Source organism: Arthrobacter liuii (assembly GCF_014639275.1).
In the GTDB taxonomy this organism is placed as follows: domain Bacteria; phylum Actinomycetota; class Actinomycetes; order Actinomycetales; family Micrococcaceae; genus Arthrobacter; species Arthrobacter liuii.
Map to the genome: position 1 here is coordinate 41,096 of NZ_BMFW01000007.1, position 23,278 is coordinate 64,373.

At 66.8% G+C, this 23,278-nt stretch carries 23 protein-coding genes; 9 read left to right on the top strand and 14 right to left on the bottom strand.

What is annotated here, in order from left to right; translation table 11 throughout:
• Window positions 1-12: 12 nt before the first annotated feature.
• The gene (gluQRS, locus tag IEW19_RS09875; RefSeq protein WP_188571457.1) at window positions 13-909 is read right to left on the bottom strand and encodes a tRNA glutamyl-Q(34) synthetase GluQRS; all 897 of its coding nucleotides are present in this window, start codon (window positions 907-909) and stop codon (window positions 13-15) included.
• A gap of 328 nt (window positions 910-1,237) precedes the next feature.
• Here gluQRS and IEW19_RS09880 point away from each other — a divergent pair, with 328 nt between their 5' ends.
• Window positions 1,238-1,705, top strand: a complete 468-nt coding sequence (locus IEW19_RS09880; RefSeq protein WP_188571563.1) for an Lrp/AsnC family transcriptional regulator — start codon at window positions 1,238-1,240, stop codon at window positions 1,703-1,705.
• A 7-nt stretch (window positions 1,706-1,712) separates the two neighbouring features.
• Here IEW19_RS09880 and IEW19_RS09885 read toward each other — a convergent pair whose 3' ends face one another.
• Window positions 1,713-2,168: an Lrp/AsnC family transcriptional regulator gene (locus IEW19_RS09885; RefSeq protein ID WP_188571458.1), complete on the bottom strand. Its 456-nt coding sequence runs from the start codon at window positions 2,166-2,168 to the stop codon at window positions 1,713-1,715.
• Window positions 2,169-2,274: 106 nt separating this feature from the next.
• On the opposite strand from IEW19_RS09885, the gene IEW19_RS09890 reads away from it, so the two are divergent.
• Window positions 2,275-2,916: a LysE family translocator gene (locus IEW19_RS09890; RefSeq protein WP_188571459.1), complete on the top strand. Its 642-nt coding sequence runs from the start codon at window positions 2,275-2,277 to the stop codon at window positions 2,914-2,916.
• A 12-nt stretch (window positions 2,917-2,928) separates the two neighbouring features.
• Here IEW19_RS09890 and IEW19_RS09895 read toward each other — a convergent pair whose 3' ends face one another.
• The gene (locus IEW19_RS09895) at window positions 2,929-3,906 is read right to left on the bottom strand and encodes a hypothetical protein (protein WP_188571460.1); all 978 of its coding nucleotides are present in this window, start codon (window positions 3,904-3,906) and stop codon (window positions 2,929-2,931) included.
• A 138-nt stretch (window positions 3,907-4,044) separates the two neighbouring features.
• Here IEW19_RS09895 and IEW19_RS09900 point away from each other — a divergent pair, with 138 nt between their 5' ends.
• Window positions 4,045-4,275 carry a hypothetical protein gene (locus tag IEW19_RS09900; RefSeq protein ID WP_188571461.1) on the top strand — a complete coding sequence of 77 codons (231 nt, stop codon included), beginning with the start codon at window positions 4,045-4,047 and terminating at the stop codon, window positions 4,273-4,275.
• A gap of 2 nt (window positions 4,276-4,277) precedes the next feature.
• Here IEW19_RS09900 and IEW19_RS09905 read toward each other — a convergent pair whose 3' ends face one another.
• The 4 genes from IEW19_RS09905 to IEW19_RS09920 all read right to left on the bottom strand — a co-directional run bounded on the left by IEW19_RS09905 (window position 4,278) and on the right by IEW19_RS09920 (window position 8,390).
• Window positions 4,278-4,778, bottom strand: a complete 501-nt coding sequence (locus IEW19_RS09905) for a DUF456 domain-containing protein (protein ID WP_188571462.1) — start codon at window positions 4,776-4,778, stop codon at window positions 4,278-4,280.
• 92 nt (window positions 4,779-4,870) lie between these two features.
• Window positions 4,871-6,070, bottom strand: coding sequence for an NAD(P)-dependent malic enzyme (locus IEW19_RS09910; RefSeq protein WP_188571463.1), 1,200 nt, complete (start codon window positions 6,068-6,070; stop codon window positions 4,871-4,873).
• Between the two features lie 287 nt (window positions 6,071-6,357).
• Window positions 6,358-6,966, bottom strand: coding sequence for a TetR/AcrR family transcriptional regulator (locus IEW19_RS09915; protein ID WP_188571464.1), 609 nt, complete (start codon window positions 6,964-6,966; stop codon window positions 6,358-6,360).
• 137 nt (window positions 6,967-7,103) lie between these two features.
• Window positions 7,104-8,390 (bottom strand): MFS transporter, encoded by a 1,287-nt coding sequence (locus IEW19_RS09920; RefSeq protein WP_188571465.1) that lies wholly within the window; start codon window positions 8,388-8,390, stop codon window positions 7,104-7,106.
• A 119-nt stretch (window positions 8,391-8,509) separates the two neighbouring features.
• On the opposite strand from IEW19_RS09920, the gene rraA reads away from it, so the two are divergent.
• The 3 genes from rraA to IEW19_RS09935 all read left to right on the top strand — a co-directional run bounded on the left by rraA (window position 8,510) and on the right by IEW19_RS09935 (window position 12,348).
• Window positions 8,510-9,004: a ribonuclease E activity regulator RraA gene (rraA, locus tag IEW19_RS09925; RefSeq protein WP_188571466.1), complete on the top strand. Its 495-nt coding sequence runs from the start codon at window positions 8,510-8,512 to the stop codon at window positions 9,002-9,004.
• Between the two features lie 98 nt (window positions 9,005-9,102).
• The gene (locus IEW19_RS09930; RefSeq protein WP_188571467.1) at window positions 9,103-10,767 is read left to right on the top strand and encodes an MDR family MFS transporter; all 1,665 of its coding nucleotides are present in this window, start codon (window positions 9,103-9,105) and stop codon (window positions 10,765-10,767) included.
• Window positions 10,768-10,905: 138 nt separating this feature from the next.
• Window positions 10,906-12,348, top strand: coding sequence for a sugar porter family MFS transporter (locus tag IEW19_RS09935; protein WP_188571468.1), 1,443 nt, complete (start codon window positions 10,906-10,908; stop codon window positions 12,346-12,348).
• Window positions 12,349-12,435: 87 nt separating this feature from the next.
• Here the strand turns inward: IEW19_RS09935 and IEW19_RS09940 are convergent, their stop codons facing one another.
• From IEW19_RS09940 to IEW19_RS09965, 6 genes are all read right to left on the bottom strand, one after another.
• On the bottom strand, window positions 12,436-13,662 hold the full coding sequence (locus IEW19_RS09940) for an MFS transporter (protein ID WP_188571469.1): 1,227 nt from the start codon (window positions 13,660-13,662) through the stop codon (window positions 12,436-12,438).
• Window positions 13,663-13,699: 37 nt separating this feature from the next.
• Entirely contained in the window at window positions 13,700-14,140 is a 441-nt protein-coding gene (locus IEW19_RS09945; protein ID WP_188571470.1) for a MarR family winged helix-turn-helix transcriptional regulator, read from the bottom strand.
• A 41-nt stretch (window positions 14,141-14,181) separates the two neighbouring features.
• On the bottom strand, window positions 14,182-14,673 hold the full coding sequence (locus IEW19_RS09950) for a GNAT family N-acetyltransferase (protein ID WP_188571564.1): 492 nt from the start codon (window positions 14,671-14,673) through the stop codon (window positions 14,182-14,184).
• A gap of 179 nt (window positions 14,674-14,852) precedes the next feature.
• Complete coding sequence (locus IEW19_RS09955; RefSeq protein WP_188571471.1) at window positions 14,853-16,016, bottom strand: mannitol-1-phosphate 5-dehydrogenase; 1,164 nt, start codon at window positions 16,014-16,016, stop codon at window positions 14,853-14,855.
• Window positions 16,016-18,076 (bottom strand): PTS mannitol transporter subunit IICBA, encoded by a 2,061-nt coding sequence (locus tag IEW19_RS09960; RefSeq protein WP_188571472.1) that lies wholly within the window; start codon window positions 18,074-18,076, stop codon window positions 16,016-16,018. Before IEW19_RS09960 ends, IEW19_RS09955 begins: the two co-directional genes overlap by 1 nt.
• A gap of 87 nt (window positions 18,077-18,163) precedes the next feature.
• Window positions 18,164-18,892: a TetR/AcrR family transcriptional regulator gene (locus tag IEW19_RS09965; protein WP_188571473.1), complete on the bottom strand. Its 729-nt coding sequence runs from the start codon at window positions 18,890-18,892 to the stop codon at window positions 18,164-18,166.
• Window positions 18,893-19,054: 162 nt separating this feature from the next.
• On the opposite strand from IEW19_RS09965, the gene ptsP reads away from it, so the two are divergent.
• Genes ptsP through IEW19_RS09980 form a run of 3 tightly spaced genes read left to right on the top strand, consistent with a single transcriptional unit; the run spans window position 19,055 to window position 22,033 of the window.
• Complete coding sequence (gene ptsP / locus IEW19_RS09970) at window positions 19,055-20,740, top strand: phosphoenolpyruvate--protein phosphotransferase (RefSeq protein WP_188571474.1); 1,686 nt, start codon at window positions 19,055-19,057, stop codon at window positions 20,738-20,740.
• A gap of 40 nt (window positions 20,741-20,780) precedes the next feature.
• On the top strand, window positions 20,781-21,203 hold the full coding sequence (locus IEW19_RS09975; protein ID WP_188571475.1) for a helix-turn-helix domain-containing protein: 423 nt from the start codon (window positions 20,781-20,783) through the stop codon (window positions 21,201-21,203).
• Window positions 21,203-22,033: an alpha/beta fold hydrolase gene (locus tag IEW19_RS09980; protein ID WP_229748413.1), complete on the top strand. Its 831-nt coding sequence runs from the start codon at window positions 21,203-21,205 to the stop codon at window positions 22,031-22,033. The genes IEW19_RS09975 and IEW19_RS09980 overlap by 1 nt, the downstream gene beginning before the upstream one ends.
• Here the strand turns inward: IEW19_RS09980 and IEW19_RS09985 are convergent.
• Window positions 21,996-23,216, bottom strand: coding sequence for a PucR family transcriptional regulator (locus IEW19_RS09985; RefSeq protein WP_188571476.1), 1,221 nt, complete (start codon window positions 23,214-23,216; stop codon window positions 21,996-21,998). The genes IEW19_RS09980 and IEW19_RS09985 overlap by 38 nt on opposite strands.
• Window positions 23,217-23,278: the final 62 nt, after the last annotated feature.

The window sequence follows — 23,278 nt, forward strand, 5'->3', positions numbered from 1 at the left end:
GCGGCGTGCCCGCTACCTGGCGGCAGCACCCCCAGCGCTCCACACCCAGGGTTCCCGCGGCAGGGCAACCGGGTCGAAGGAATCCAGCGCCCGCCCAAGCGGTCCGGCCGGAAGTCCCAGGGAGGCCAGCAGCCGGTCCCGCACCTCTCCGACGGAAACCCCGGCTGCGGCGAGGTCCGCCAGCGTCACCGCGCCGTCACGCTTGGCCAGCCGCGCGCCGTCATGGTTTACCACCAACGGAACGTGGGCATATTCCGGAACGGGAATATTCAGGAGGGAAGCCAGATAGGCCTGCCGTGGCGTGGACGGAAGCAGGTCGTCGCCGCGGACCACCTGGTCTATGCCCTGGGCGGCATCGTCCACCACAACGGCCAGGTTGTAGGCAGTGACGCCGTCGTTGCGGCGCAGCACAAAGTCGTCCACCACGCCTGTGAAGTCGCCGTGGAGGACGTCCCGCACGGTGTACTCAGCAACGTCCGAGCGCAACCGGATCGCGGCAGGGCGCGTGGACCGTTTGTACTCCAGTTCCGCCCGGTCCAGGCTGCGGCATGTTCCCGGGTAGGCTCCCTGCGGGGCATGCGGGGCGGTGGGCGCCTCCTGGATCTCCCGGCGCGTGCAAAAACACTCGTAGGTGAGTCCTGCTTCTTCCAGGCGGGCGATTGCCTGGGCGTAGAGCGGGCCACGTCCCGCCTGCCGGACCACCCCGCCGTCCCAGGTCACGCCGATTGCGGCAAGGTCACGCAGCTGCACAGCCTCTGCTCCTGCACGGGCACGGTCCAGGTCCTCCACCCGCAACAGGAACCGCCGTGCTGTGGACCGGGCGAAGAGCCAGGCAAGTATGGCGGTGCGCAGGTTGCCTACGTGCAGCTCACCGGAGGGGCTGGGGGCGAAGCGGCCGGCGGAGGTCATGAAACAACCCTAGACGGGACACCACAAGAGCCCCTCAGCTACCGACGACTTCGGAGAATGCCGACGTCGGTAGCTCAGGGGCTCTTGCCGTGTGGTGCGGAATGACAATGCGTGAACAAGAGTCAATCAGCGGCGGCCTCCTTGCGGGAGGGCTGTTCCAGGGACCGGGTGGTGTGCCGGGGCTCCTGTAGCCTGCGGGATGCGGCGGTAGCCTGCATCCCTTGTTGCCATCATTCCAACAGAAGCTCTACATTAGGTGCAACAAGCAGGGGCACAACTGGTCAAACTGACCAACCGGGGCCAGGCCGGCGCGCAGGGAGTAGTCAAATTGCAGGTACTCGATACAACCGACCGCCGGATCCTGGCCGCCCTGGACGACGATCCCCGCGTGCCCATCATGGTCCTGGCGCAACGGCTGGGGCTGGCGCGCGGAACTGTACAGTCCCGCCTGGAGCGCATGACGGCGTCGGGCGCCCTCCGCCCCAACAGCAGCAGGGTCCTTCCCGCGGCGCTGGGGCGGGGCGTGGCAGCGTCCGTGAGCGCAGAACTGGACCAGAGCCATCTCAACGAGGCCATAGCCGCGCTGCGCGAGATCCCCGAGGTTCTTGAATGCCATGCGCCCGCCGGGGATACCGACCTGCTGATCCGGGTGGTGGCCTCCAGCCCTGACGACCTCTACCGCGTCTCAGAAGAGATCCGGCTCTGCCCGGGCATCGTCCGGACTTCAACCAGCATGTTCCTGCGCGAGGTGATACCGTACCGCACCACAGGACTCCTGGGGGACAACCCGGAATAGCCTGCTCCTACACAGGCGGCCCGGCGTTGGACTTCAGGTTCTTCATCACCAGGGTGGAGGTCAACCGCTCCACTCCGGGCAGCGACGTCAGCTCCGAATCGTAGAAGCGCTGGTAGGCCGGCAGGTCCTCGGCAATGACTTTCAACAAGTAGTCCGGCGATCCGAACAGCCGCTGCGCCTCCACAATGTTCGGATTGTCCGCCACCCGGTTTTCGAAGATCTCCATGGTGGGCCGGTCCACCTGGCGGAGGGTGACGAACACAATCGCCTCGAACCCCAGGCCCACGGCAGCCGGATCAACGTCCGCCTTGTACCCGCGGATCACTCCCGACTGCTCCAGGTCCCGCAGCCGCCGGTGGCACGGCGCCACCGTCAGCCCCACCTTTGCCGCGAGGGCGGTGGCAGTCATGCGTCCGTCCTCCTGCAGGTGGCGCAAAATATTCCTGTCGATTCGATCCAACACGCAATAAACATACAGCCTGTACGGTGGGCCGGGCGAAAAGAAGACAGCACTTTTGGCCGGATTCTTCCTATGGTTGCTCGTGAGAACACTTCGACAGGAGAACCCGATGAATCCGCAGCTGTTCCTGGCCTTCCTCGTGGTGGCCGCAGCCCTGGCCTGTACGCCGGGAGTGGACTGGGCCTACACCATCGCCGCCGGGCTCCGGCAGCGCAGCTTCGTGCCGGCTGTGGCCGGGCTCTGCGGGGGCTACGTCCTCCACACCGTCCTGCTGGTGGCAGGGCTGGCCGCAGTCCTGGCGGGCATGCCCGGCGTCCTGGGCTGGATAACCCTGGCCGGCGCGGGCTACCTGCTGTGGCTTGGGGTGGGGACGCTCAGGTCCTGGCGCGGCGCCACCTTCAGCGCGGATGCCGCCGTCGGCCCCGTCACCCAGCTGCGCACGTTCCTGCAGGGCATGGGCACCAGCGGCATCAACCCCAAGGGCCTGCTCTTCTACGTGGCGCTCATTCCGCAGTTCGTCAGCGCCGACGCCTCGCTGCCCGTGCCACTGCAGTCGGGACTGCTGGGCATAACGTTCGTTGCCGTGGCTGGCCTGGTCTACACGGTGGTGGCCCTGCTCTCGCGCAGGCTGCTGCAGGGCAGGCCCGGCGCCGCACAGGCAGTGACCCTGGCCAGCGGCATCATCATGGTGGCGCTGGGAGCCGTCCTGCTCGGCGAACAGTTGCTGCCCTTCCTGGCCATCCGCTCTTAGTCCCGGGCGATCCTAGTCGCCGCTGAGTTCCTTCCAGTCCTGCTCCCAGATCCGCCGCATTTCCTCGTCCTTGCGGATGGGCGCAGGACCCTCGAGCTCGCGCTGCGGTTCCGGATCCCCGCGCCGGCGCCCCCAGTCGCGGGGGTTGAGGGACCGGCGGCCGGATTCCAGCACCAGCAAAGCCCGGTCAGTCAGGGCGTCATTACGCAGCGCAAGGTGTGTCTTGCGGCGGCGCAGGACTTCCGCGATCGCCTGGTGCGCCGCATCCAGATGGCCCTCCCTCCGCAGGGCACGGGCGCGGACCAGAAGCAGGGCGGCAGAAAGATCATCGGCATTCAGCAGCCCCTCCGTCCAGTCGATCACGGTGCGGCTTCGACCCAGGGCGAGGGCCAGGGAGCAGCGTGCCAGGGCCATGGGAAGCGACGGCGGCAGCCCGGACAGCGCATCGAGCGCGGCTTCCGTGCGGCCGGTCTCGCGCAACGAGTGGGCCAGGGCGAGGAACACCGATTCCTCGCTGAAGAGCACGGGGATCTCCACCCGCTCGGCGAGTTCGATCCGGGTGACGATGCTGGTGAGGTACGTGGATGAGTACCTGTTGGCTTCGTCGTCGTTCCTGGTGGTGAGGCCCCGCTGGAGGAGCTCGGAAGCACGGAGGTAGCCGCCGTGCTTGTAGACCAGCAACCCGGCCATCAAGTAGCAAAGCCCGGCCCATCCGGGGTAGGCGCGCGCCAGGGTGATCAGCCGCTCCGGTTCGCGGCTGGTGAACACGGCTTCGTGGACCGCCTTGGCCGGTTTGGGGAGCAGGCGCTTGAGCCGCGGCACCTCGCCGTCGATGGACAGCAGCGCTGGGTTGCGTCCGCCCAGGACACCGCTCAGCAGGCCGCCCACTCCCCCGGCAAGATCGTGGACAGGGGTGCGCAACTGGGCCTGCCCGAAGGGGGTCAGGTCGCGGCTGTCCCAGTAGATCGGTGCGGTGTCCCCGGCGCTCATCTGTCCATGCTAACCGGGAGCCCATGCCCGGGGCCCGGGCATTCGAACCCGCAATCAGCCCAGGACCTTGTCCCCACCCTCATTTTCCGGAAGGGTGGCAAGCACCCTTAGTACTCAAATTACGGCAAGGAGAAACCCATGCAGATCGACAAGAACCAGATCCTCGAGCTCCTGCGGTCCCAGGGAGAGCAGGACAAAGCCGCGCAGGCGGAATCGGAGCTGCCGGACCAGGTGGACACCGAACAGCACGCAGGCCTGCTCTCCAAACTCGGCATCAACCCTGCCGAACTGCTCTCCAGGCTTCCTGGCGGACTGGGCGACAAACTTCCCGGCGGGCTGGGCGACAAGCTCGGCGGCCTGGGGCTCTAGGCTCAGCCGGCGGCGGCTATCCACACTCCAATCACCCAGGTGCTGGCGGCAAGGCAGGCGAGCCCGAATTCGGCGAGCATGCCCAGGCCGGTGGCCTTCAGGGCAGCCCAGCTGGACCTCGCCGCCGTCGAAAACTCCCGTGTCCGGAGGAACTCGCTGACCAGCAGCCCCGCGGCGAAGCCAACAAAGAGGCCCACCACCGGGATGATGAACATGCCCGCTACGCCCCCCACAAGGCCCGCCACGATGCTGCGGCCGGGGATGGCATGCTGCTTGAGTTTCCTCCCCGTGAGGACAGCACCGGCCGTCATCCCCGCGGCCACAAAGACCATGGCTACCGCAAAGACAACCCATCCCGCGGCACCGACGCCTCCCCAGATGGCCCAGGCCAGCAGGCTCACACCGATCAGCACGCTGCCGGGCAGGACGGGAATGATGATACCGGCCAGCCCAAGCAGGATCGCCAGGCCGCACAGGATCGTCACCACGGTCTCGGAGCTCATGGCCCCAGTCTAGGATGCGGTCCCAACGCCCGACGGCGGTGCCTCCTTCAGCGAAGGAGGCACCGCCGTCGTGGTTTCCGGCTGGAAGAGTCCTACTCCGCTTCCACCGCCGCGGCGACGGCAGCGGTCACTGCGGGGGCCACGCGCGGGTCCAGCGGGCTGGGCACGATGTAGTCGGCCGAAAGGTCCTCGGCGGCGAGTTCGGCGATGGCCCGGGCCGCTGCAAGCTTCATGGCCGGCGTGATGCGGCGGGCACCGGCATCGAGGGCGCCGCGGAAGATGCCCGGGAACGCCAGGACATTGTTGATCTGGTTGGGGAAGTCGCTGCGGCCCGTGGCCACTACCGCGGCGTACTTTACGGCCACCTCGGGGAGGACTTCGGGGTCCGGGTTGGACAGGGCGAACACAATGGCGTCCTGGTTCATCGTAGCCAGGTGGGCCTCGTCCAGCTTGGAGGAGGAGACACCGATGAAGACGTCCGCACCGGCCAGCGCTTCGGCAGGACCGCCGGCAACACCGCGGGGGTTGCTGCGGCCGGCGATGTCAGCCTTCTTGCTCGCGGGGCTGGCGGCGAGGTCGGCCCGGCCGCTGTTGATGACGCCCCGGGAGTCGAGCAGGACCACGTCGGTGATCCCGGCTGCGAGCAGGATTTCGGCGACGGCGATGCCCGCCGCGCCTGCGCCGGAGACCACCACTTTCAGGTCGTCGAGGCCGCGGCCGGTCACCTTGGCGGCGTTGGTCAGCGCCGCCAAGGCCACCACGGCGGTTCCGTGCTGGTCGTCGTGCATGACCGGGCAGTCCAGGGCTTCGATCAGCTTTTCCTCAAGCTCAAAGCAGCGCGGGGCGGAGATGTCCTCAAGGTTGACGGCGCCGAAGCTGGGGCGCAGGCGGACCAGGGTTTCCACGATTTCGTCCACATCGGTGGTGTTGAGGACCAACGGGATCGAGTCAAGGTTGCCGAAGGTCTTGAAGAGGGCGGACTTGCCTTCCATCACAGGCAGCGAGGCACTGGCCCCGATGTTACCCAGGCCCAGGACGGCCGTGCCGTCGCTGACCACCACCACCAGGCGTTCGGCCCAGGTAAGCGTGCGGGCCAGTTCCGGCTTGGCGTGGATGGCGCGGCTTACCTCGGCCACACCCGGGGTGTAGGCGATGGACAGGTCCCGCTTGTTGGACAGCGGGACAGTGCTGGTGACGGATAGCTTGCCGCCCTGGTGGGCGCCGAAGATTTCTTCTTCGGTCAGGGTAGCGGCTGCTGAATTGTCGGTGGCTGTGATTGCGTCAATGGACACGTCGTTGTCTCCTGGTGCTTGCCGTGGGCGCACGGCGCCTGGGGCCGGGGCCCGGCCGGGCCCCAGCGTGGAAAGTAGTGCGACAGGAAACCCAGGGGTGGCGGGTCCGAAGGAACGCCGGGGGTGTTTCCGCCCTGCCGCTCCGGTGCCTCCATGGTAGGCAGGGTCAGCATTGCGGCCTGGCACGCCTTGACAGGTTTTGGGGATGCCAAAACGTTTTGGCACCGCGCTTTGTGGCGTACATCACGGGATTATGGCCGATTTAAGGCTCTTTTGGTCTAGACCAGTTACGCCGATCTGGTCACTGTTAACCCGGACTCCGTCTCGGGGGAGAGCCTTCCGCACGCCTTTTTAAGGTCCTCCTCGGCCTCGAAGAGGGAGAGCCGGCGGTTCCGCACGGACTGGACCAGACCAGTGACCGTCAGGAGGAGGACCCTCGCTCCCACGGCGTCGCCACAGGCACCGGTTACGAGTTTCTCGCTGAGGGCATCGATCTCGCGCAGGAGTTCAGTGGTGTCCTTGTCCGGGAGGTACACGCCGCGGCTGAGGCACTGCTCCACCGCGGGCTGCATGACGCGCATGTGGAAGATCTCCATCAGCAGTCCGGAGAGGGCCCGGCCCCGGAAGCGGGTGGACGAGCCGCGGGAGTTGCCCTGCAGCTCGTCCAGCTGCTGCCGGTACAGTGCAAGCATCAGGTGGGTGGGGGACGGAAAGTAGCGGTAGAGCGTGCCCAGCGGAACGTCTGCTTTTTCTGCGACCTCGGAGATCTTCACGGCATCAAGCCCCGTGCGGGCAAACCCAGCAGCAGTATCGAGAATCCGCGCGTAGCGGAGGCGCTGGCGTGGAGCGGAAGGCCGTGCGGCCATGGGCGGATGGTCTGAAAAAGTCTCGGGCATCAGCATTCCGGGGTTGTGTTGTACGGACTGCGGCCAGGAGCGCCCCCACTTCCGTACCGCCCTGCAGCCGCTTCAACTATACGGCACAGGTACGTGCCGCCATTCGTCAGCGGCCTTACTTCCGGGTGCCCGCAGGCTCAATCAACGCCCTTGATTTTCACCACAAAGGCGGCGCCCAGCAGGCCAATGACCGCCGCCGTGAGGAACAGGGTCCGGTAGCCGCCCAAGTACGTCACGGCCAGGAGCGCCAGGAGCGGAGCAACCACCTGCGGCAGCGAATTGGCCACGTTGATGACTCCCATGTCCTTGCCGCGGCTGGCGGCAGATGGCAGGACCTGGGTCAGCAGCGCGAAGTCCACGGCCAGGTAGGCGCCGAAGCCGACGCCAAGGACGGCGGCACCCGCCAGCGCCCCCGGCCACACTGGGAAAAAAGCCATGATGGCACCGGCCATCGCGATGGTGGCGGACGACCCAATGACGAAAGGCTTCCGCCTGCCCACCCGGTCACTCCAGGGTCCGGCCAGCACGGCGGTGACCATCACCATCACCGCGTAAATGCCCGTCAGGACCAACACCCCAGCGGCGGGATCGCCGTAACCGATGGCATCACGCAGGAAGAAGAGCAGGTAGACGATGGTCAGCTGGTTGCCCACGTTGACCAGGAAGCGGGTGAGCCAGGCCCAGGCGAAGTCCGGATAACGCCGGGGGCTGATCCAAAACCCCCTCAGGAAACCGCCAGCGCGGAAAGCCTCTCGGGGTGCCTTGGACAACTGGGGGTCGTTCCGGTGGAACAGGTACGGCAGCACGGACAGCAGCAGGGCGCCGGCGCACAGCCAGTAGCCCACCATGAAACTGCCTGACACCACCGCGCCGAAGACAGCCCCGGTCAGGATTCCAAGGGTCTGGCCCATGGCCGCGAGTCCACCTACCCGCCCGCGCTGGACCACCGGCACCCGGTCCGGGACTGCGGCCGTGATGGCGGCATAGGCGGCGTTTGCCCCCAGCTGCACCAGGCACCAGAAAAGCACCATCAGCGCCACAATGCCCGAGAAGGACATGGCCAGCAGCGCCGCAGTGGCCAGCACCGCCCCGGCCAGCACCCATGGGGCGCGCCGGCCGAAGCGTGAGGTGGTCCGGTCCGAGAGCGCACCGAAGAGCGGGTTGGCCACCAGTGAAACAGCCGCGCCGCAGGCCGTGACCAGCGAGAGGATGGATTCCTTGCCGGGCGCGTCGATACTGATCGCCTGCTGGCCAATAAAGACGTTGATGGGGCCAAAGAACGCGGCGTTGATGCCCACGTTCACCAGCACCAGGCCGGTCACCCAGCGGGCCGTGACCCTGCGCGCCGGCTCTGCAAGCGCCGCCGTCGTGCTTTCCTCCGCGAAGGCGCGCCCCGGCGGCGGAGGTGTGTTGGACAGACTCATTGGCATGCTCCCCCTGGTGCGGCCGGTTGGCGGTGGAATCAGACTATCGTGGGCGGTACCTGGCTACCGGGGGGCACCCGGCGGCCGGTCCACGTTGCCTGACCATCAAGGAGAACCAGATGAACGCACCCGTCCCGGCAGAAGGTACAGCGGTGAATACCGCAGACCTCTACGACGAGCGCGGTGACGAACTGGCCTCCGTGTCGCTGCAGTTCCAGTCCCTGGGCGGCCGGTCCCATTTCAGCGGTCCGGTCCGTACCATCCGCTGCTTCCAGGACAACGCGCTGGTGAAGGCCACGCTCGGCTCGCCCGGGAACGGGGCGGTACTGGTGGTGGACGGCGGCGGATCGCTGGGGACTGCCCTCATGGGGGACATGATCGCCGAAAGCGCCGTGGCCAACGGCTGGGCCGGCGTCGTCATCAATGGCGCCATCCGCGACCGCCTGGCGATCGCGGAACTCAACCTCGGCGTCAAGGCCCTGGGCAGCAACCCCAGGAAAAGCCTTAAGGCCGGCGCCGGCGAGGTGGACGTGGATGTCATGATCGACGGCGTGACCTTCCGTCCCGGAGCCACGATCTGGTGCGACCCGGATGGCATCCTCGTGGAGCCGTAGGGGAAAACTTCGCAGTAAGGGAATAGAAAGAGCAGGTAAGATAGTTACTGAAAGCAACTATCACTGCTTATATCCCTTTCTTTCCCCTTGGAGCACCCATGTCCAAAGCCACTGCCGCGCCCGGTGCCGGAGAAGCCCTGACGCAACGCCAGATCGTCACCGTAATGGTGGGCCTGATGCTGGGCATGTTCCTGGCATCCCTTGACCAGACCATTGTCTCCACGTCCATCTACACCATCGCCAACGACCTGGACGGGCTTTCCCTGCAGGCGTGGGCCACCACCGCGTACCTCATCACCTCCACCGTCAGCACCCCCCTCTATGGCAAGCTGAGCGACATCTTCGGACGCCGGCCGCTGTACCTGACCGCTATCGCCGTCTTCCTGGTGGGTTCGCTTTACGCCGGGTCCGTGCACTCGATGACCGAACTGGCCGTCGCCCGCGGCATCCAGGGCCTGGGTGCCGGCGGCCTGCTGGCCCTGGCGCTGACCATCATCGGCGACATCGTCTCGCTCAAGGACCGCGCAAAGTTCCAGGGCTACTTCATGTCCGTGTTCGGCATCTCTTCCGTCCTGGGCCCGGTGGTGGGCGGCGCGTTCGCTGGCTCCGCCAACATCCTGGGCTTTGACGGCTGGCGCTGGGTGTTCTTCATCAACCTGCCCATCGGCCTGGCCGCACTGACCGTGGTGTTCCTTTTCCTGCACCTGCCTGCCAAGCACCTGAAGCAGAAGATCGACTACTGGGGCGCCGCCGCCATCACCGTTGCCATCGTTCCGCTGCTGCTGGTGGCTGAACAGGGCCGTACCTGGGGCTGGACCTCGGTGAACTCCTTCCTCTGCTACGGGCTGGGCGTGGTAGGCATCGCCTGGTTCCTGCTGGCAGAAAAGCGTGCCGGCGACTACGCCCTGATCCCGCTGCGGCTCTTCCACAACGTGACCTTCGGGCTGTCCTCGCTGCTGAACTTCATCATCGGCATCGGCATGTTCGGTGCCATCGCCATGCTGCCGATGTACCTCCAGCTGGTGAAGGGGCTCACTCCCACCGAGGCCGGCCTGATGATGATCACCTTCACGGTGGGCATCCTGTTCGGTTCCATCACGGCCGGCCGCACCATCTCGGCCTCCGGCACGTTCCGCATCTTCCCCATCATGGGTACCGGCATCCTGACCGCGGCCGCCCTGGTCATGGGGTTCTCCCTGGGAGTGGACACCGAACTGTGGGTTCCGGGCCTGATTGCGGTGTTCTTCGGCGTCGGCCTGGGCTTCTGCATGCAGCCGCTCACCCTGGCCATGCAGACCTCGGTCCCCCCGCGGGACATGGGCGTGGGAACGTCCTCGGCAGCGTTCTTCCGCTCCATGGGCGGCGCCGTGGGAACCGCCGTCTTCATCTCCATGCTCTTCAGCCTGGCTGCCAGCCGGATTGCGGACAGCATGAAGTCCGCCGCCACGGATCCTGCCTACCTGGCCGTCCTGAAGGACCCCGCCGTGGCGTCTGATCCGGCCAACGCCAAGCTGTACGACTTCTTCAAGAACGGCGCCTCCAACGACTCCCTGAACGACACCAGCTGGCTGCACAGTGCCAACAGCACCCTCACCCGGCCCATCACCGAGGGCTTCGCCACGTCCATTGACACGGTGATGCTGACGGCGGCGGCGCTGACGGGGCTGGCGTTCCTGGTCAGCTTCGCCCTTCCCCGGAAGAAACTGAGTGACCAGAAGGCATCACCGGAGGACAAGGACAACATGCAGATCCCCGCGCACTAGCTCCTCCTCCCGCAGGGCGCCAAGTGGATCGGTGCGCCGGGGCATGGAACACTGGCGTGAGCGCACCGGGGACGTAACCGGTTCAGCAGCCGACGACGTCCGCACCGCTTCCACCCATTCCAGAACCCAGGGAGAACCATGCCCACTGCACAGGAGCAGACCAAAACCGGGATACCGCGGCGGGTGATCTGGCTGGCACTGGCGGGGGCGGTAGGCGGATTCCTCTTCGGTTTCGATTCGTCCGTGGTCAACGGCGCGGTGGACGCCCTGAAGGGAGAGTTCGCGCTGTCCGAGGCCGTGACGGGCTTCGCCGTGGCCATCGCCCTGCTGGGCTGCGCGGCCGGGGCCTTCCTGGCGGGGAAGGTGGCGGATCGCCATGGCCGCATCCCGGCCATGAAGCTCGGCGCGCTGCTGTTCCTGGTCAGCGCCGTGGGCACGGGCTTCGCGTTCGGCGTCTGGGACCTGGTGTTCTGGCGCCTGGTGGGTGGCCTGGGCATCGGCCTGGCATCGGTGATCGCCCCGGCCTACATCTCCGAGATCTCGCCGCGGCAGGTGCGCGGCCGCCTGGCGTCGCTGCAGCAGCTGGCCATCACCACCGGTATCTTTGCCGCACTGCTGTCGGATGCGCTGCTGGCCACGAGTGCCGGAGGCGCGGACCAGTCCTTCTGGCTGGGCATCGAAGCCTGGCGGTGGATGTTCCTTGCTGCCGCCGTCCCGGCCGTCGTTTACGGCTGGCTTGCCTTCACCCTGCCCGAATCCCCACGTTTCCTGGTGTTCAAGGGCAAGGAGGACGAGGCCCGGCGGGTCTTCGCCTCCATCGCTCCGGCCGAGGACAATGACCGGCATATCCGCGAAATCCGGGAGGCCATCGAGGAAGACAAGCTCGCCGGCCAGAAGGGCTCCCTGCGCGGCAAGACCCTGGGCCTGCAGGCAGTGGTCTGGGTGGGCATCATCCTGTCCGTGCTGCAGCAGTTCGTGGGGATCAACGTGATCTTCTACTACTCCACCACCCTGTGGAAGGCCGTGGGGTTCCAGGAAAAGGATTCCCTGGCCATCTCGGTGGCCACGTCAATCACCAACATCCTGGTCACCCTGGTGGCCATTGCCCTGGTGGACCGCGTGGGCCGCCGGCCCATCCTGCTTGCCGGCTCGGTCGGCATGGCAGTGTCCCTGGGCGCCATGGCGCTGGCCTTCTCCTCCGCCACCGGCTCCGGGGAGAACATCACCCTCCCCGGGGCCTGGGGTCCCGTGGCCCTGGTGGCCGCCAACGTCTTCGTGGTCAGCTTCGGAGCGTCCTGGGGACCCCTGGTGTGGGTGCTCCTGGGCGAGATCTTCCCGTCGCGGATCCGCGCCCGGGCCCTGGGCCTGGCCGCTGCCGCACAGTGGGTGGCCAACTTCGTGATCACCCTCAGCTTCCCGGTGATGGCTTCGGCCTCGCTGCCGCTGACCTACGCCATGTACGCCCTGTTTGCCGCCGCGTCCTTCTTCTTCGTCATGTTCAAGGTGCCGGAGACCAACGGCATGTCGCTGGAGCAGGCGGAGACCCTGTTCGTGCCGAAGGGTTCGGCTAAGGCCAACTAACGCCCCATCACATCCTGCGCATAAACAGCAAACCCTCCATCACCTGGCGTGACGGAGGGTTTGCTGTTGCCGCTTGGGAAGCAGCGCCTACACAACGTGCGGTTCGTGTGCGGACAGGTAGGCCCGACCACCGAAGGCGATGAGGATGGCGATCACCATGGCCACGGCTCCGGCGAAGAACGGAACCTGCGGGCCAAAGCGCTCCCCCAACTGCGCCGCCGCGAACGGGGCCAGCGCGCCGCCCATCCAGCGGACAAAGTTGTAGCCCGAGGACGCCACCGGGCGGGGCGAATCGGAGACCCCCATGGCCAGTTCCGTGTAGATGGTGTTGTTGACGCCCAGCAGCGCACCGGCAGCGATGACCAGCACGACGACGGCCGGAACCGAGTGCCCGGCCGCCAGTCCCAGCCCGGCCAGGTCCAGCATGAGCAGGAACAGCGTGCCGGTCAGGACCTTGACGGCGCCGAAGCGTCGCTGCAAGGGCGGTGCCACGAAGACCGAGAAGACCGCAACGGCCACGCCCCAGCCGAAGAAGACGCCGCCGATGCCGTAGGCGTTCATGCCCAGGATGAAGGGGGTGAAAGCCAGGATGGTGAAGAAGCCGTAATTGTAGAACAAGCCGCTTGCCGCCGTCGTCCGCAGTCCCTTGTGGCCCAGCGCCAGGAGGGGGTCGCGCAGCCGGACCTTGCGCTCAGGCAACGGGGTCTTGGGCAGCAGGGCGATCAGGGCGATGAAGGCGGCAGCCATCAGGACGGCCGTGCCGAAGAACGGGGCCCGCCACTGCCAGCCGCCCAGGAGGGCGCCAAGGAGCGGGCCGAGGGAGATGCCCAGGCCCAGGGCGGCCTCGTAGAGGATAATGGCGGTGCCGGCGCCGCCGCTGGCCACGCCCACGATCACGGCGAGCGCGGTGGCCACGAACAGGGCGTTGCCCAGTCCCCAGCCGGCGCGGAACCCCACCAGCTCACCGACGCTGGCGGAAAGTCCGGAGAGCGAGGAGAAGACGACGATGACGGCCAGGCCGATCAGCAGGGTCTTCTTGCCGCCGATGCGGGAGGAGACGAACCCGGTGATCAGCATGGCCAGCGCCGTGACCAGGAAGTAGCTGGTGAAGAGGAGGGATACCTGGCTGGGGCTGGCATCCAGGTTTGTGGCGATGGCCGGGAGGATGGGATCCACCAGGCCGATGCCCATGAAGGCAAACACTGCGGCCAGGGCGGTGGCCCACACCGCCTTGGGCTGCTTCAGGAAGGACGCCTTTTCGGCCTTCAAGGTTGATTCTGGTGCTTGCAGGGTTTCTGCGAGCTGGCCGTCCATGGAGGGTACTCCTAAGTTCGTGGCTGGTTTAGCTGGTTCAGTTCTGGAGGGATGCGTTGATCTTGTCGATGACCGGCAGGGCGTCCGCCAAGGCCTTGCGGTCCTGGTCGGTGAGCGTGCTGAGTATTTGGGCCATCACCTGGTTGCGGCGCTTGTTCGCGGAGTCGACGGCGGCCCGCCCTTCAGGGGTCAGGATCACCCGGACAGCGCGGGAATCCGAGGGATCAGGCTCGCGGCGGGCCAGTCCCGCGCGTTCGAGCTTGATGATCTGCTCGGTTGCGCTGGGCACGCGGACGCCGAGGTTCCTGGCGATCTCGCCGACGCGCTGGCCTTCGCCGAGCAGCATCTTGAGGGTGCTGAGCTGGGCGGCGCTGAGGTCACCGTCGGCATCGAGGCGGCGGACCAGGTAAACGCTGTGGCGGAGGGCCTCGCGGAAGCCGCTGGCAAGTTCCTGCAGTTTCGGATCTACGTCATTCATCGTTAGGTAGCCTAACATTTAGGGTACCTAACAGTCAAGCCTCAGAGGGTCAACTTCATCCCGACATGGCTGGCCTCGAATCCTAGGTGTTCGTAGAACCTGTGCGCTGCCCCGCGGCTCTGATGCGTTGTCAGCTGCATCAGGGTGCAGCCCCGACGCCGGGACTCCGCGATGGCCCACGCCACCATCAGCTTTCCGATGCCCTGCCCGCGAAGGGGCGCACCCACGCGCACACCCTCAAGCTGCGAGCACCAGGCGCCGTGGCGCGAAATACCGGGCAGGAAGCTCAGCTGGAACGTGGCAACCACCGCACCCACCGCTTCGCCGTGCGGCACCAGGTCACCCACGAGCAGCATGTGCGCGGGATCGGCGTCGATCGCGTCAAAGGCCCGCTCGTAGGGCGCCATGTCCTGGCCTGCCTCGCGCCCGGCCCCCAGGGCGTCGTCGGCAAGGAGCCTCACGACGGCGGGAAGGTCCACCCGGGAGGCCGGGCGGAGGCGGAAGGTCCCGCCGTCGACGTCGGCGGTGAGCAAGGAGGGCGCGGCATCCGCGGGAGGGATCACCTGCCCAGCTTGGCACAGGAAAACAACGACGCCGGCACTCGCTTGAGTGCCGGCGTCGGTGTGATGGAGCGTTGCCGCAATTCCTGCGAGAGCTGATGGAGCGTTGCGTCAGGGGCTGCAGGAAGTGATGGCGCGTGCCAAGGGGTGCGTCAGGCCGGGGTGCTGGCCATTTCCGCCTGCCGCTCCTCCACCAGGGTGGCGACGGCACTGAACAGCGGGTGGCCCGGCTCAAGGCCGGTGATCCTGGCGGTGGCATCGGCGGGGCTGGCCGACCCAAGGATGCCTGCCAGTTCGGTGGCCTCGGCATCCGCAGGGTCAGTGAAGCGCAAGGCAGAAGCGATGGCACCCAGCAGGGCCTCCGGCACCACGCCGCGTTCAGCAAGTTCCGCGGCCGGCCCGATGAACCGCTCGTGCCGGCTCAGCTTACGCAGGGGTGCCCGGCCCACCCGGTTCACCGTGTCCGGCAGGTACGGGTTGGAGAACCGGACCAGGATTTTCTGGACGTAGGCCTCCTGCTCGTCGTTGCTGAAACCGTGCTTGGCCACCAGGAGCTGCTTGGTTTCCTCCAGCACGGCCCGGACGTCCTCGGCCACATCCTGGTCCGCCATGGCATCGGAGATCTTCTCCAACCCCGCTTCGAACCCCAGGTATGCGGCAGAGGCATGGCCCGTGTTCACGGTGAACAGCTTCCGCTCGATGTACGGCGAGAGGTCGTCCACGAACGTGGCACCGGGGATCACAGGGGCGGAATCACCGAAGGCGGTCCGGTCGATGACCCACTCATAGAAGGTCTCCACCGTCACGTCCAGGCCCTGCCCGGCCTCCTGGTTGGGCACGATCCGGTCCACGGCGGTGTTGGCGAATACTGCCTTGCCGTCGAGCACTGCGGCCGTGACCCCCGGCTGGGAAGCCACCTCCTTGGCCAGGATGTCCGTGGCGTTGATGGCGTTCTCGCAGGCCATCACCTGCAGGGGCGCCAGACCGGGTTCCCTGGCAACAATTCCCTTGGCAATGACGGGCGCCACGAACTTCAGGATGTGCGGCCCCACTGCGGTGGTGACGATGTCCGCCGTCGCGATCTCCGCGACCAGCTCCGCTTCCTGGGCGTTCGAGTTCAGCGCCCGGAAGTTGTCCACGGTGCGCACGGCGGGGTTCTCCCCCACTTCGTGCACTGCGTAGCTGTCCGCACCCCTGAGCCGGTTGATCAGCTCCTCGGCCACGTCCGCGAACACCACCTCATATCCAGCATCGTGCAGGAGCAGGCCCACGAAGCCGCGACCGATGTTCCCGGCACCAAAATGTACTGCCTTCACTATGCGTTGACCTTTCCGAAGAGCTCCAGGACTTCATCCACCGAGCCCGCTGCTTCAAGCCGGGCTACCTGTTCCTTGTTGGTGAAGACCTTGGCGATGGAGGACAGGATGTGCAGGTGCTCGTTGTTGATGCCGGCAACACCCACCACGAACTTCACCTGCTTGCCGTTCCAGTCGATCCCTTCGGGGTAGCGGATCACGGACACTGCCGACTTGCGGATGTGGTCCTTGGCGGCGTTGGTGCCGTGCGGGATGGCCAGGAAGCTGCCCATGTAGGTGGACACGGACTCTTCGCGTTCGTGCATCGCCGCGATGTACCCCTCATCCACGGCGCCGCGGGCCAGTAGGAGCCGGCCGGCTTCGTCGATGGCGGCATCACGGGTGGTGGCCGAACCGGTCAGCACGACGCTCTCGCGGGCCAGGATGTCGGCGGAGCCGCCGGCATCAGGAGCTGATGCTGCACCTACGGCGGTTCCGGCGGCAGCGGGCGCAGCATCCACCGGGGCATCGGCGGCGTGCGCGCCGTGGGCGGTGCCGGCGTCGGGCGTTCCACCTTCGGTGTTGCTCTCGCGGACCAGTTCAACGATCTCGTCGTAGCGCGGGCTGCTCATGAAGTTGTCCACCGAGTAGTGGGCGGCGCTGGACGTGGCCGGCTTGGCGCGTTCGGTCAGGTCCTGGTGGGTGACCACCACGTCGTAGGTGTCGGTGAGGTTGGCGATGGAGGCGTTGGTGACCTTGACGTCCGGGAAGCCGGCCGCCTTGATCTTGTTCCGCAGCACCGAGGCGCCCATGGCGCTGGAGCCCATGCCGGCGTCGCACGCGAACACGATGTTCCGCACGGGACCCGCCAGGACGCCCACTCCGCCGCGGCCGCCCGCTGCGCCCGCAGCGGCACCGGCACCGGTCAGCGTGGAGGACACCGAACTCTTCTTGCCCTTCATTGCCTCCATGCGGGCGGTGGCGTCGCCAAGGTCCGCCTCGTCGCTGTGCTTGGTGGTCCGCAGGATCACCGAGGAGACAAGGAAGGACACCGTGGCGGCGAGCACCACGGAGAGGATCACGCCGAAGTAGCTGTCACGGGCAGTCTGGGCCAGGACGGCGAAGATGGAGCCAGGCGCCGCGGGTGCCACGAGGCCGGAGTTGGTGACGGCAAGGGTGGCGATGCCGGTCATGCCGCCGGCGATGGCGCCGAGGATCAGCAGCGGACGCATCAGGACGTATGGGAAGTAGATCTCGTGGATGCCGCCGAGGAACTGGATGATTGCCGCGCCGGGAGCGGAAGCCTTGGCTGCGCCGCGGCCGAAGAACATGTACGCAAGCAGGATGCCCAGGCCAGGGCCGGGGTTGGCTTCCAGCAGGAACAGGATGGACTTGCCCTGTTGCAGGGACTGCTGCACGCCCAGAGGGGTGAGCACGCCGTGGTTGATGGCGTTGTTGAGGAACAGGACCTTGGCCGGTTCGATGAAGATGCTGGTCAGCGGCAGGAGGCCGTTCTGCACCAGGAACTCAACGAACTTTCCGGCTTGCTCACTGAATGCCGTGACTACCGGCGATATGCCGTAGAAGCCCAGCAACGCCAGCAGCGCTCCCCAGATGCCGGCGGAGAAGTTATTGACCAGCATCTCGAAGCCGGGGCGGATCTTGCCCTCCCACAGCAGGTCGATCTTCTTCATGGTCCAGCCACCCAGCGGGCCCATGATCATGGCGCCGATGAACATGGGGATGCCTGCGCCGACGATCACGCCCATGGTGCCGATAGCTCCCACCACGCCGCCGCGGACGTCATAGACGTTCTTGCCGCCGGTGTAGCCGATCAGCAGCGGCAGCAGGTAGGTGATCATGGGTCCTACCAGGCCGATGTTGGGCTTTCCGCCCGTCTCGCCGAAACCACCCAGCTGGGGAACGGGCAGCCAGCCCTTCTCAATGAAGAGGGCGGTGATGATGCCCCAGGCGATGAACGCACCGATGTTGGGCATGATCATGCCGGACAGGAATGTCCCGAACTTTTGGACGTGCACGCGCGCGCTGGTGCGGGGTTTTGCAACTGTCTCTGTTGCCATGTGATTTCCTAACCGTCTTTCCTGCGGCTCCGCAGGATTGGTCCGATGATTACGACGACGTATTGCTGGGTACTGCGGGGTTGTGGGCTAACCGGCCGGGCTGGTGGAGATCCGGTGGAGCCATTCGAGGAAAAGCTTGAGTTCCGAGCTGGAAAGCTGGTCAGAGTGCGAAGCCTGAAGTGCGGCGTTCAGGGCGATCGCTGCCACCACCACCGAGGACTTCCCGGTGCCGCCCTGGGCCGGGCCGCTGGCGGGCTCGGTGGACACCGCGAAGATCATGGCGTCCCGGGTCATGGTGGACAGTTCAAGGTTCCGTTCGGTGGCGGGCTCCGCAATCAACATCAGCGTCACTCCCACGTTGGCCGCCAGGATGGACCTGGCCGCTTCCCGCGGCTGGACGTTCAGCTGGCCCGCCGCCGCTGCCTTGTTCAGCATCTCCTCCATCAGTGCCTCAGCGTCCGCCACAATGGCAGGCCGGCTTTCCGGGCGGATATTGCCGAACATCACCAGGTACAGCTCGGGCTGGTTCAGTCCGAACTGGACGTGGTTGTCCCACATTCTCCGGATGTCCTCGAGGGGCTGTCCGGAGGGGGCGAAATCCCTTTCGCCCGCTACATACTCCTCAAACCCTGCGGCGACGACGGCGTCGAACAGACCTTCCTTGTCACCGAAGTGGTGGTAAAGCGTGGGAGCCGAAACTCCTGCCAGCTGGGTGATCTGGCGGGTGGAGACCGGAGCTCCCGCGGATTTGGCCAGCAGTTCCGCGGCAGCACGAAGCAGTCGCATTTTGGGGGGAAGCTGGCCATCCAAACTCATAACCGCTACCCTAGCACCTATAGCGTTGCTATATGAACTGAATCACATACAATTTTTTCAGGCACGTTTCCTGCCCCTGGACGTAGCAGTCCTCCGGCGGACCCCGGCACGGCGCCGGAGAACTTGGCGGGCCTGTCTACCGGCAGAGAATGAGGACCTTCAGTGCAGAACTTCCCAGGAGTAGGCGTCAGCCCAGGCCGCGTCATCGGCACTATCCGCCAAATGCCCAAACCGATCAGTGAGCCTCCTGCCGGTGAACAGCTGGCACCGGACACCACAGCCGAGGAAGCCACTGCAGCGCTGAAGGCAGCCTCGCAGTCGGTGCATGACGAACTGAAGGACCGGGCCACGCATGCCACCGGCGACGGCAAAGCCGTCCTGGAAGCCACGGCCCTGATGGCCAAGGACACCATGCTGATCAAGGGTGCAGCCAAGCTGGTGGCCAGGGGCACCTCTGCCGAACGCGCCATCTGGGAATCCGGTTCCTCCGTGTCCGAGATGCTGCACAACCTCGGCGGCTACATGGCCGAACGCGCCACGGACGTGCTGGACGTACGCGCCCGGATCGTGGCCGAACTCCGCGGCGTGCCCGCACCCGGCCTTCCCGCATCCAACACGCCGTTCGTCCTGGTGGCGGAGGATTTGGCCCCCGCGGACACCGCAACGCTTGACCCGAACAAGGTCCTGGCGCTCGTCACCGCGGGCGGTGGCCCCCAGTCCCACACCGCCATCATCGCCCGGTCCCTCGGCCTTCCCGCCGTAGTTGCCGCCGTCGGCGTTGACGAGCTCGCTGACGGCACCGAGGTGTACGTGGACGGCGCGGCCGGCAGCATCACCGCCGGGCCTGACGAGTCCCTCCGCGCAGCAGCGGAAGCATGGGCCGCGACGGCGTCGCTGCTGGCCGCCTTCACCGGCACGGGCGCGACGGCGGATGGCCACCAGGTGCCGCTGCTCGCCAACGTGGGTGGCGGCAAGGACGCGGAAGCCGCCGCCAAGCTGGGTGCCCAGGGCGTGGGCCTTTTCCGTACCGAGTTCTGCTTCCTGGAACGGGACACCGAGCCCAGCGTCGAGGAACAGGCCGCGGCCTACAAGAGCGTGTTCGATGCCTTCCCCGGCAAGAAAGTGGTCCTGCGGACGCTCGATGCCGGCGCCGACAAGCCCCTGCCCTTCCTGACTGACTCCACGGAGCCCAACCCGGCCCTTGGCGTCCGCGGCTACCGCACCGATTTCACCACCCCCGGCGTCCTGGACCGGCAGCTCGAAGCCATCGCCCTGGCCCAGCAGCAGTCCCAGGCGGACGTCTGGGTCATGGCCCCCATGATCTCCACGGCGGAAGAAGCCTCCCGCTTCGCTTCCATGTGTGCAGATGCCGGCATCAAGACCCCAGGCGTGATGGTGGAAGTCCCGTCCGCTGCCCTTACCGCCGAAGCCATCCTCCGCGAGGTGGGCTTCGCCAGCCTGGGTACCAACGACCTCACCCAGTACGCCATGGCCGCCGACCGCCAGCTCGGCCCGCTGGCCAACCTGAACACCCCGTGGCAACCCGCGGTGCTCCGGCTGGTTGGACTGACTGTTGAAGGATCCCGGGCGGAGGGCCACTCCAAGCCCGTGGGCGTGTGCGGTGAGGCTGCCGCCGATCCCGCCCTCGCCGTCGTCCTCACCGGACTGGGCGTCAGCACCCTGTCCATGACCGCCCGCTCGCTGGCCGCCGTGGCGGCGGTCCTAAAGACGGTCACCCTGTCCGAGGCCCAGGAGCTGGCCAAGCTGGCCCTGTCTGCGCCGAGCGCTACCGAAGCGCGGGCATGGGTGCGGGAGAAGCTGCCCGTGCTGGAGGAACTCGGGCTCTGACCCGCCAGGGTGCCGGATGTACCCGGGATAGGCTACGTCCATGGCACTGATAGCCCCCCGCGTTACGGCCGGCCTCCCCGCCGGCGAGGCCCGCAGCCTGGCGCGCGCCCTCGAGGACAGCAATGACATCACCGTCTTCGTGGATGGGACCGTTCACCGCCTGCCCGCCCAGGCGAGGGACGCCGTCGTGGACCTCCTTGCCCGGCTCAGCCACGGCGAAACGGTGACCGTCAGCAGCGTGGAGGAGATGCTCACCACGTCGCAGGCGGCCGAACTCGCCGGCATCTCGCACACCTACCTGCGGAATATGACGGACCGCGGTGAAATCCCCGTGGAGTACCGGGGATCTCACCGCCGCATCCGCCAGGCGGCCATCATGGCCTGGCTCGAAAACCAGAAACTCGTGGAACAAAAGCGTACGCACCACAGGAACGCCGGGGACAACGCCGGCACGGTGGAATAGTGCGGGCCCTCCTGGCCCGGCCGCAGGGCGGAAAAGGTCCCCGACTCCTTTCAGCGGACGTGGAAGCCCACGGCCTCACGGGCAGGATCCTTTGGGCTGACGGGACACCTGCTCCGGGACTGGAAAGCGCCGGGATTCCAGCCCCAACTGCCTATATCCTCATCCACGGCATCGGGGTTTCCCACCGCTACCTTCGGCGCCTGCACGGCGAACTCGCAAGCGATGCCCCCACCTATTCGCTGGACCTGCCGGGTTTCGCGGGAACACCAAAACCCGGGCGGCCGCTGTCCGTGGAGGACTACGGTGCTTTCATTGCCCAGGCCCTGAAGGCGAGTGGCATCACCTCCTACATCCTGGTGGGACATTCGATGGGCGTGCAGTTCGCCATCGAGGCGGCGCTCTACGCACCGGGGCAGGCCCAACGGCTGGTGCTGATGGGGCCGGTGGTGGACTCCCGGCACCGGAGCGTCCCGCGGCAGGGCATGGCGCTGTTCCTGGATGCACTCCTGAGGGAGAGTGCCGGATCAAACTGGATAGTGTTCACGGACTACTTCCGCTGTGGGCCACGCTGGTACTCCACCGAACTCCCCGTCATGATGGCCTACCCCACCGAGCAGCGGCTGGCCGGGATCACTGTGCCCGTCCTGGTGCTGCGCGGCAACCATGACCAGGTGGCTGGCGCCGACTGGTCGCTCCGGCTCGCGCAGGCGGTGCCGCAGGGAAGTTTCGCGGAAATTCCGCGGGCGGGACACGTCGTGCAGCACCTGCGCCCGCAGCCGGTGGCGGACGCCATCAGATCCTGGGCCGTGCCGCCCAGCGCCGCATCTTGAGGGCTGCATGCAGTTCCAGCCGGGCCAGCCCCTTGAGCGGGTCCACCCCCAGCAACTGCCGGATACGCCCCAGCCTGTTGTAGATGCTGCTGCGGTGCAGGTGGAGCTTAGTGGCCACGTCCTGGACCGAACCGTCATTGTCATAGAGCAGTTCCAGGACGGGGATGAGTTCGCCGTTGCGGTCGTGGTCCTCAAGCATCCGGAAGTACACAGAACCGGAGTCCGCCCAGGCCCCAACCCCTCCCCCGGCCGACGCGAGGAGCTGGTACACGCCGGCAGCCCTGCAGTCCACCAGCTCGCCGAGCTGCGGGTCCACGGCGGCAGCCTGGGCTGCCACCTTTGACTGCCGGTAGGCCTCAGTGAGCTGGCGGGTCTTTGCGAAACCCTCGCTGATGCCAAGGATGATCCGGTGGACCGGCCGGCCGGATCGCTTGGCCAACTCCAGCTGGTAGTGCACCAGGACCTGGGCATGGTTGGCCCGGCCCGTCGATTCGCGGAACAGCACCACCGAATGGGTTTCCGTACCTGCACTGAACAGGGCGGCGTCCACCCCTACCGTGGCCTGGAGGGCGGTGGAACGGTGGATCAGGGTGGACGCAATGGGGTCCGGCCCGCTGGCCCAGCCGTCCGCGTCCAGTACCGTGACCATCTGCCACGGTCCCCGGCCCTGGACTTCCTTCCACCCGGCGACGGCCGCCACCGCATTTGGTTCACCGGCACAGGCCGCCAGGAACTCGCGCTCCCGGCCCCGCCGGAATTCGGATTCGGCCGTGTTCGAGTCGAGCAGGAGGCCGGACAGCAGCTCAAGTTCGTGGTTGACGCCCGGCAGCTGGGTGAGGATCGCCGTCGGGCTTTCCTCCGCCGAGTCCTGCTGCACCCAGAGGTACCCCACGCGGAAACCCCTCACCATCAGGGGGACGCAGACGCGGCCCAGCATGCCCAGGTCCGCGTTGGCCGGAACCACAACGGGCCGCACGGCGGTGGCGATCCCATGGGAGAGCTGCCAGGCGCTCACGTCCGCCGGGACCTTCTTGCTCAGCAGGAAATTCACCCGCACCCGGTCAGCGTGGGACTGGTTGGAGCTGTAAGCGAGCAGCAGGCCGTCCAGGTCCTCGAGGGACAGGCCGCGGCCCAGCTTCTGCGCCACCTGTTCGACGAGCTGTTCCACTCCCTGCTGCTGCATGGGCCAACATTACTTCCCCGGAAGCCTTGCCGACGAACGGACACGAGGCGACACCTGCCGCT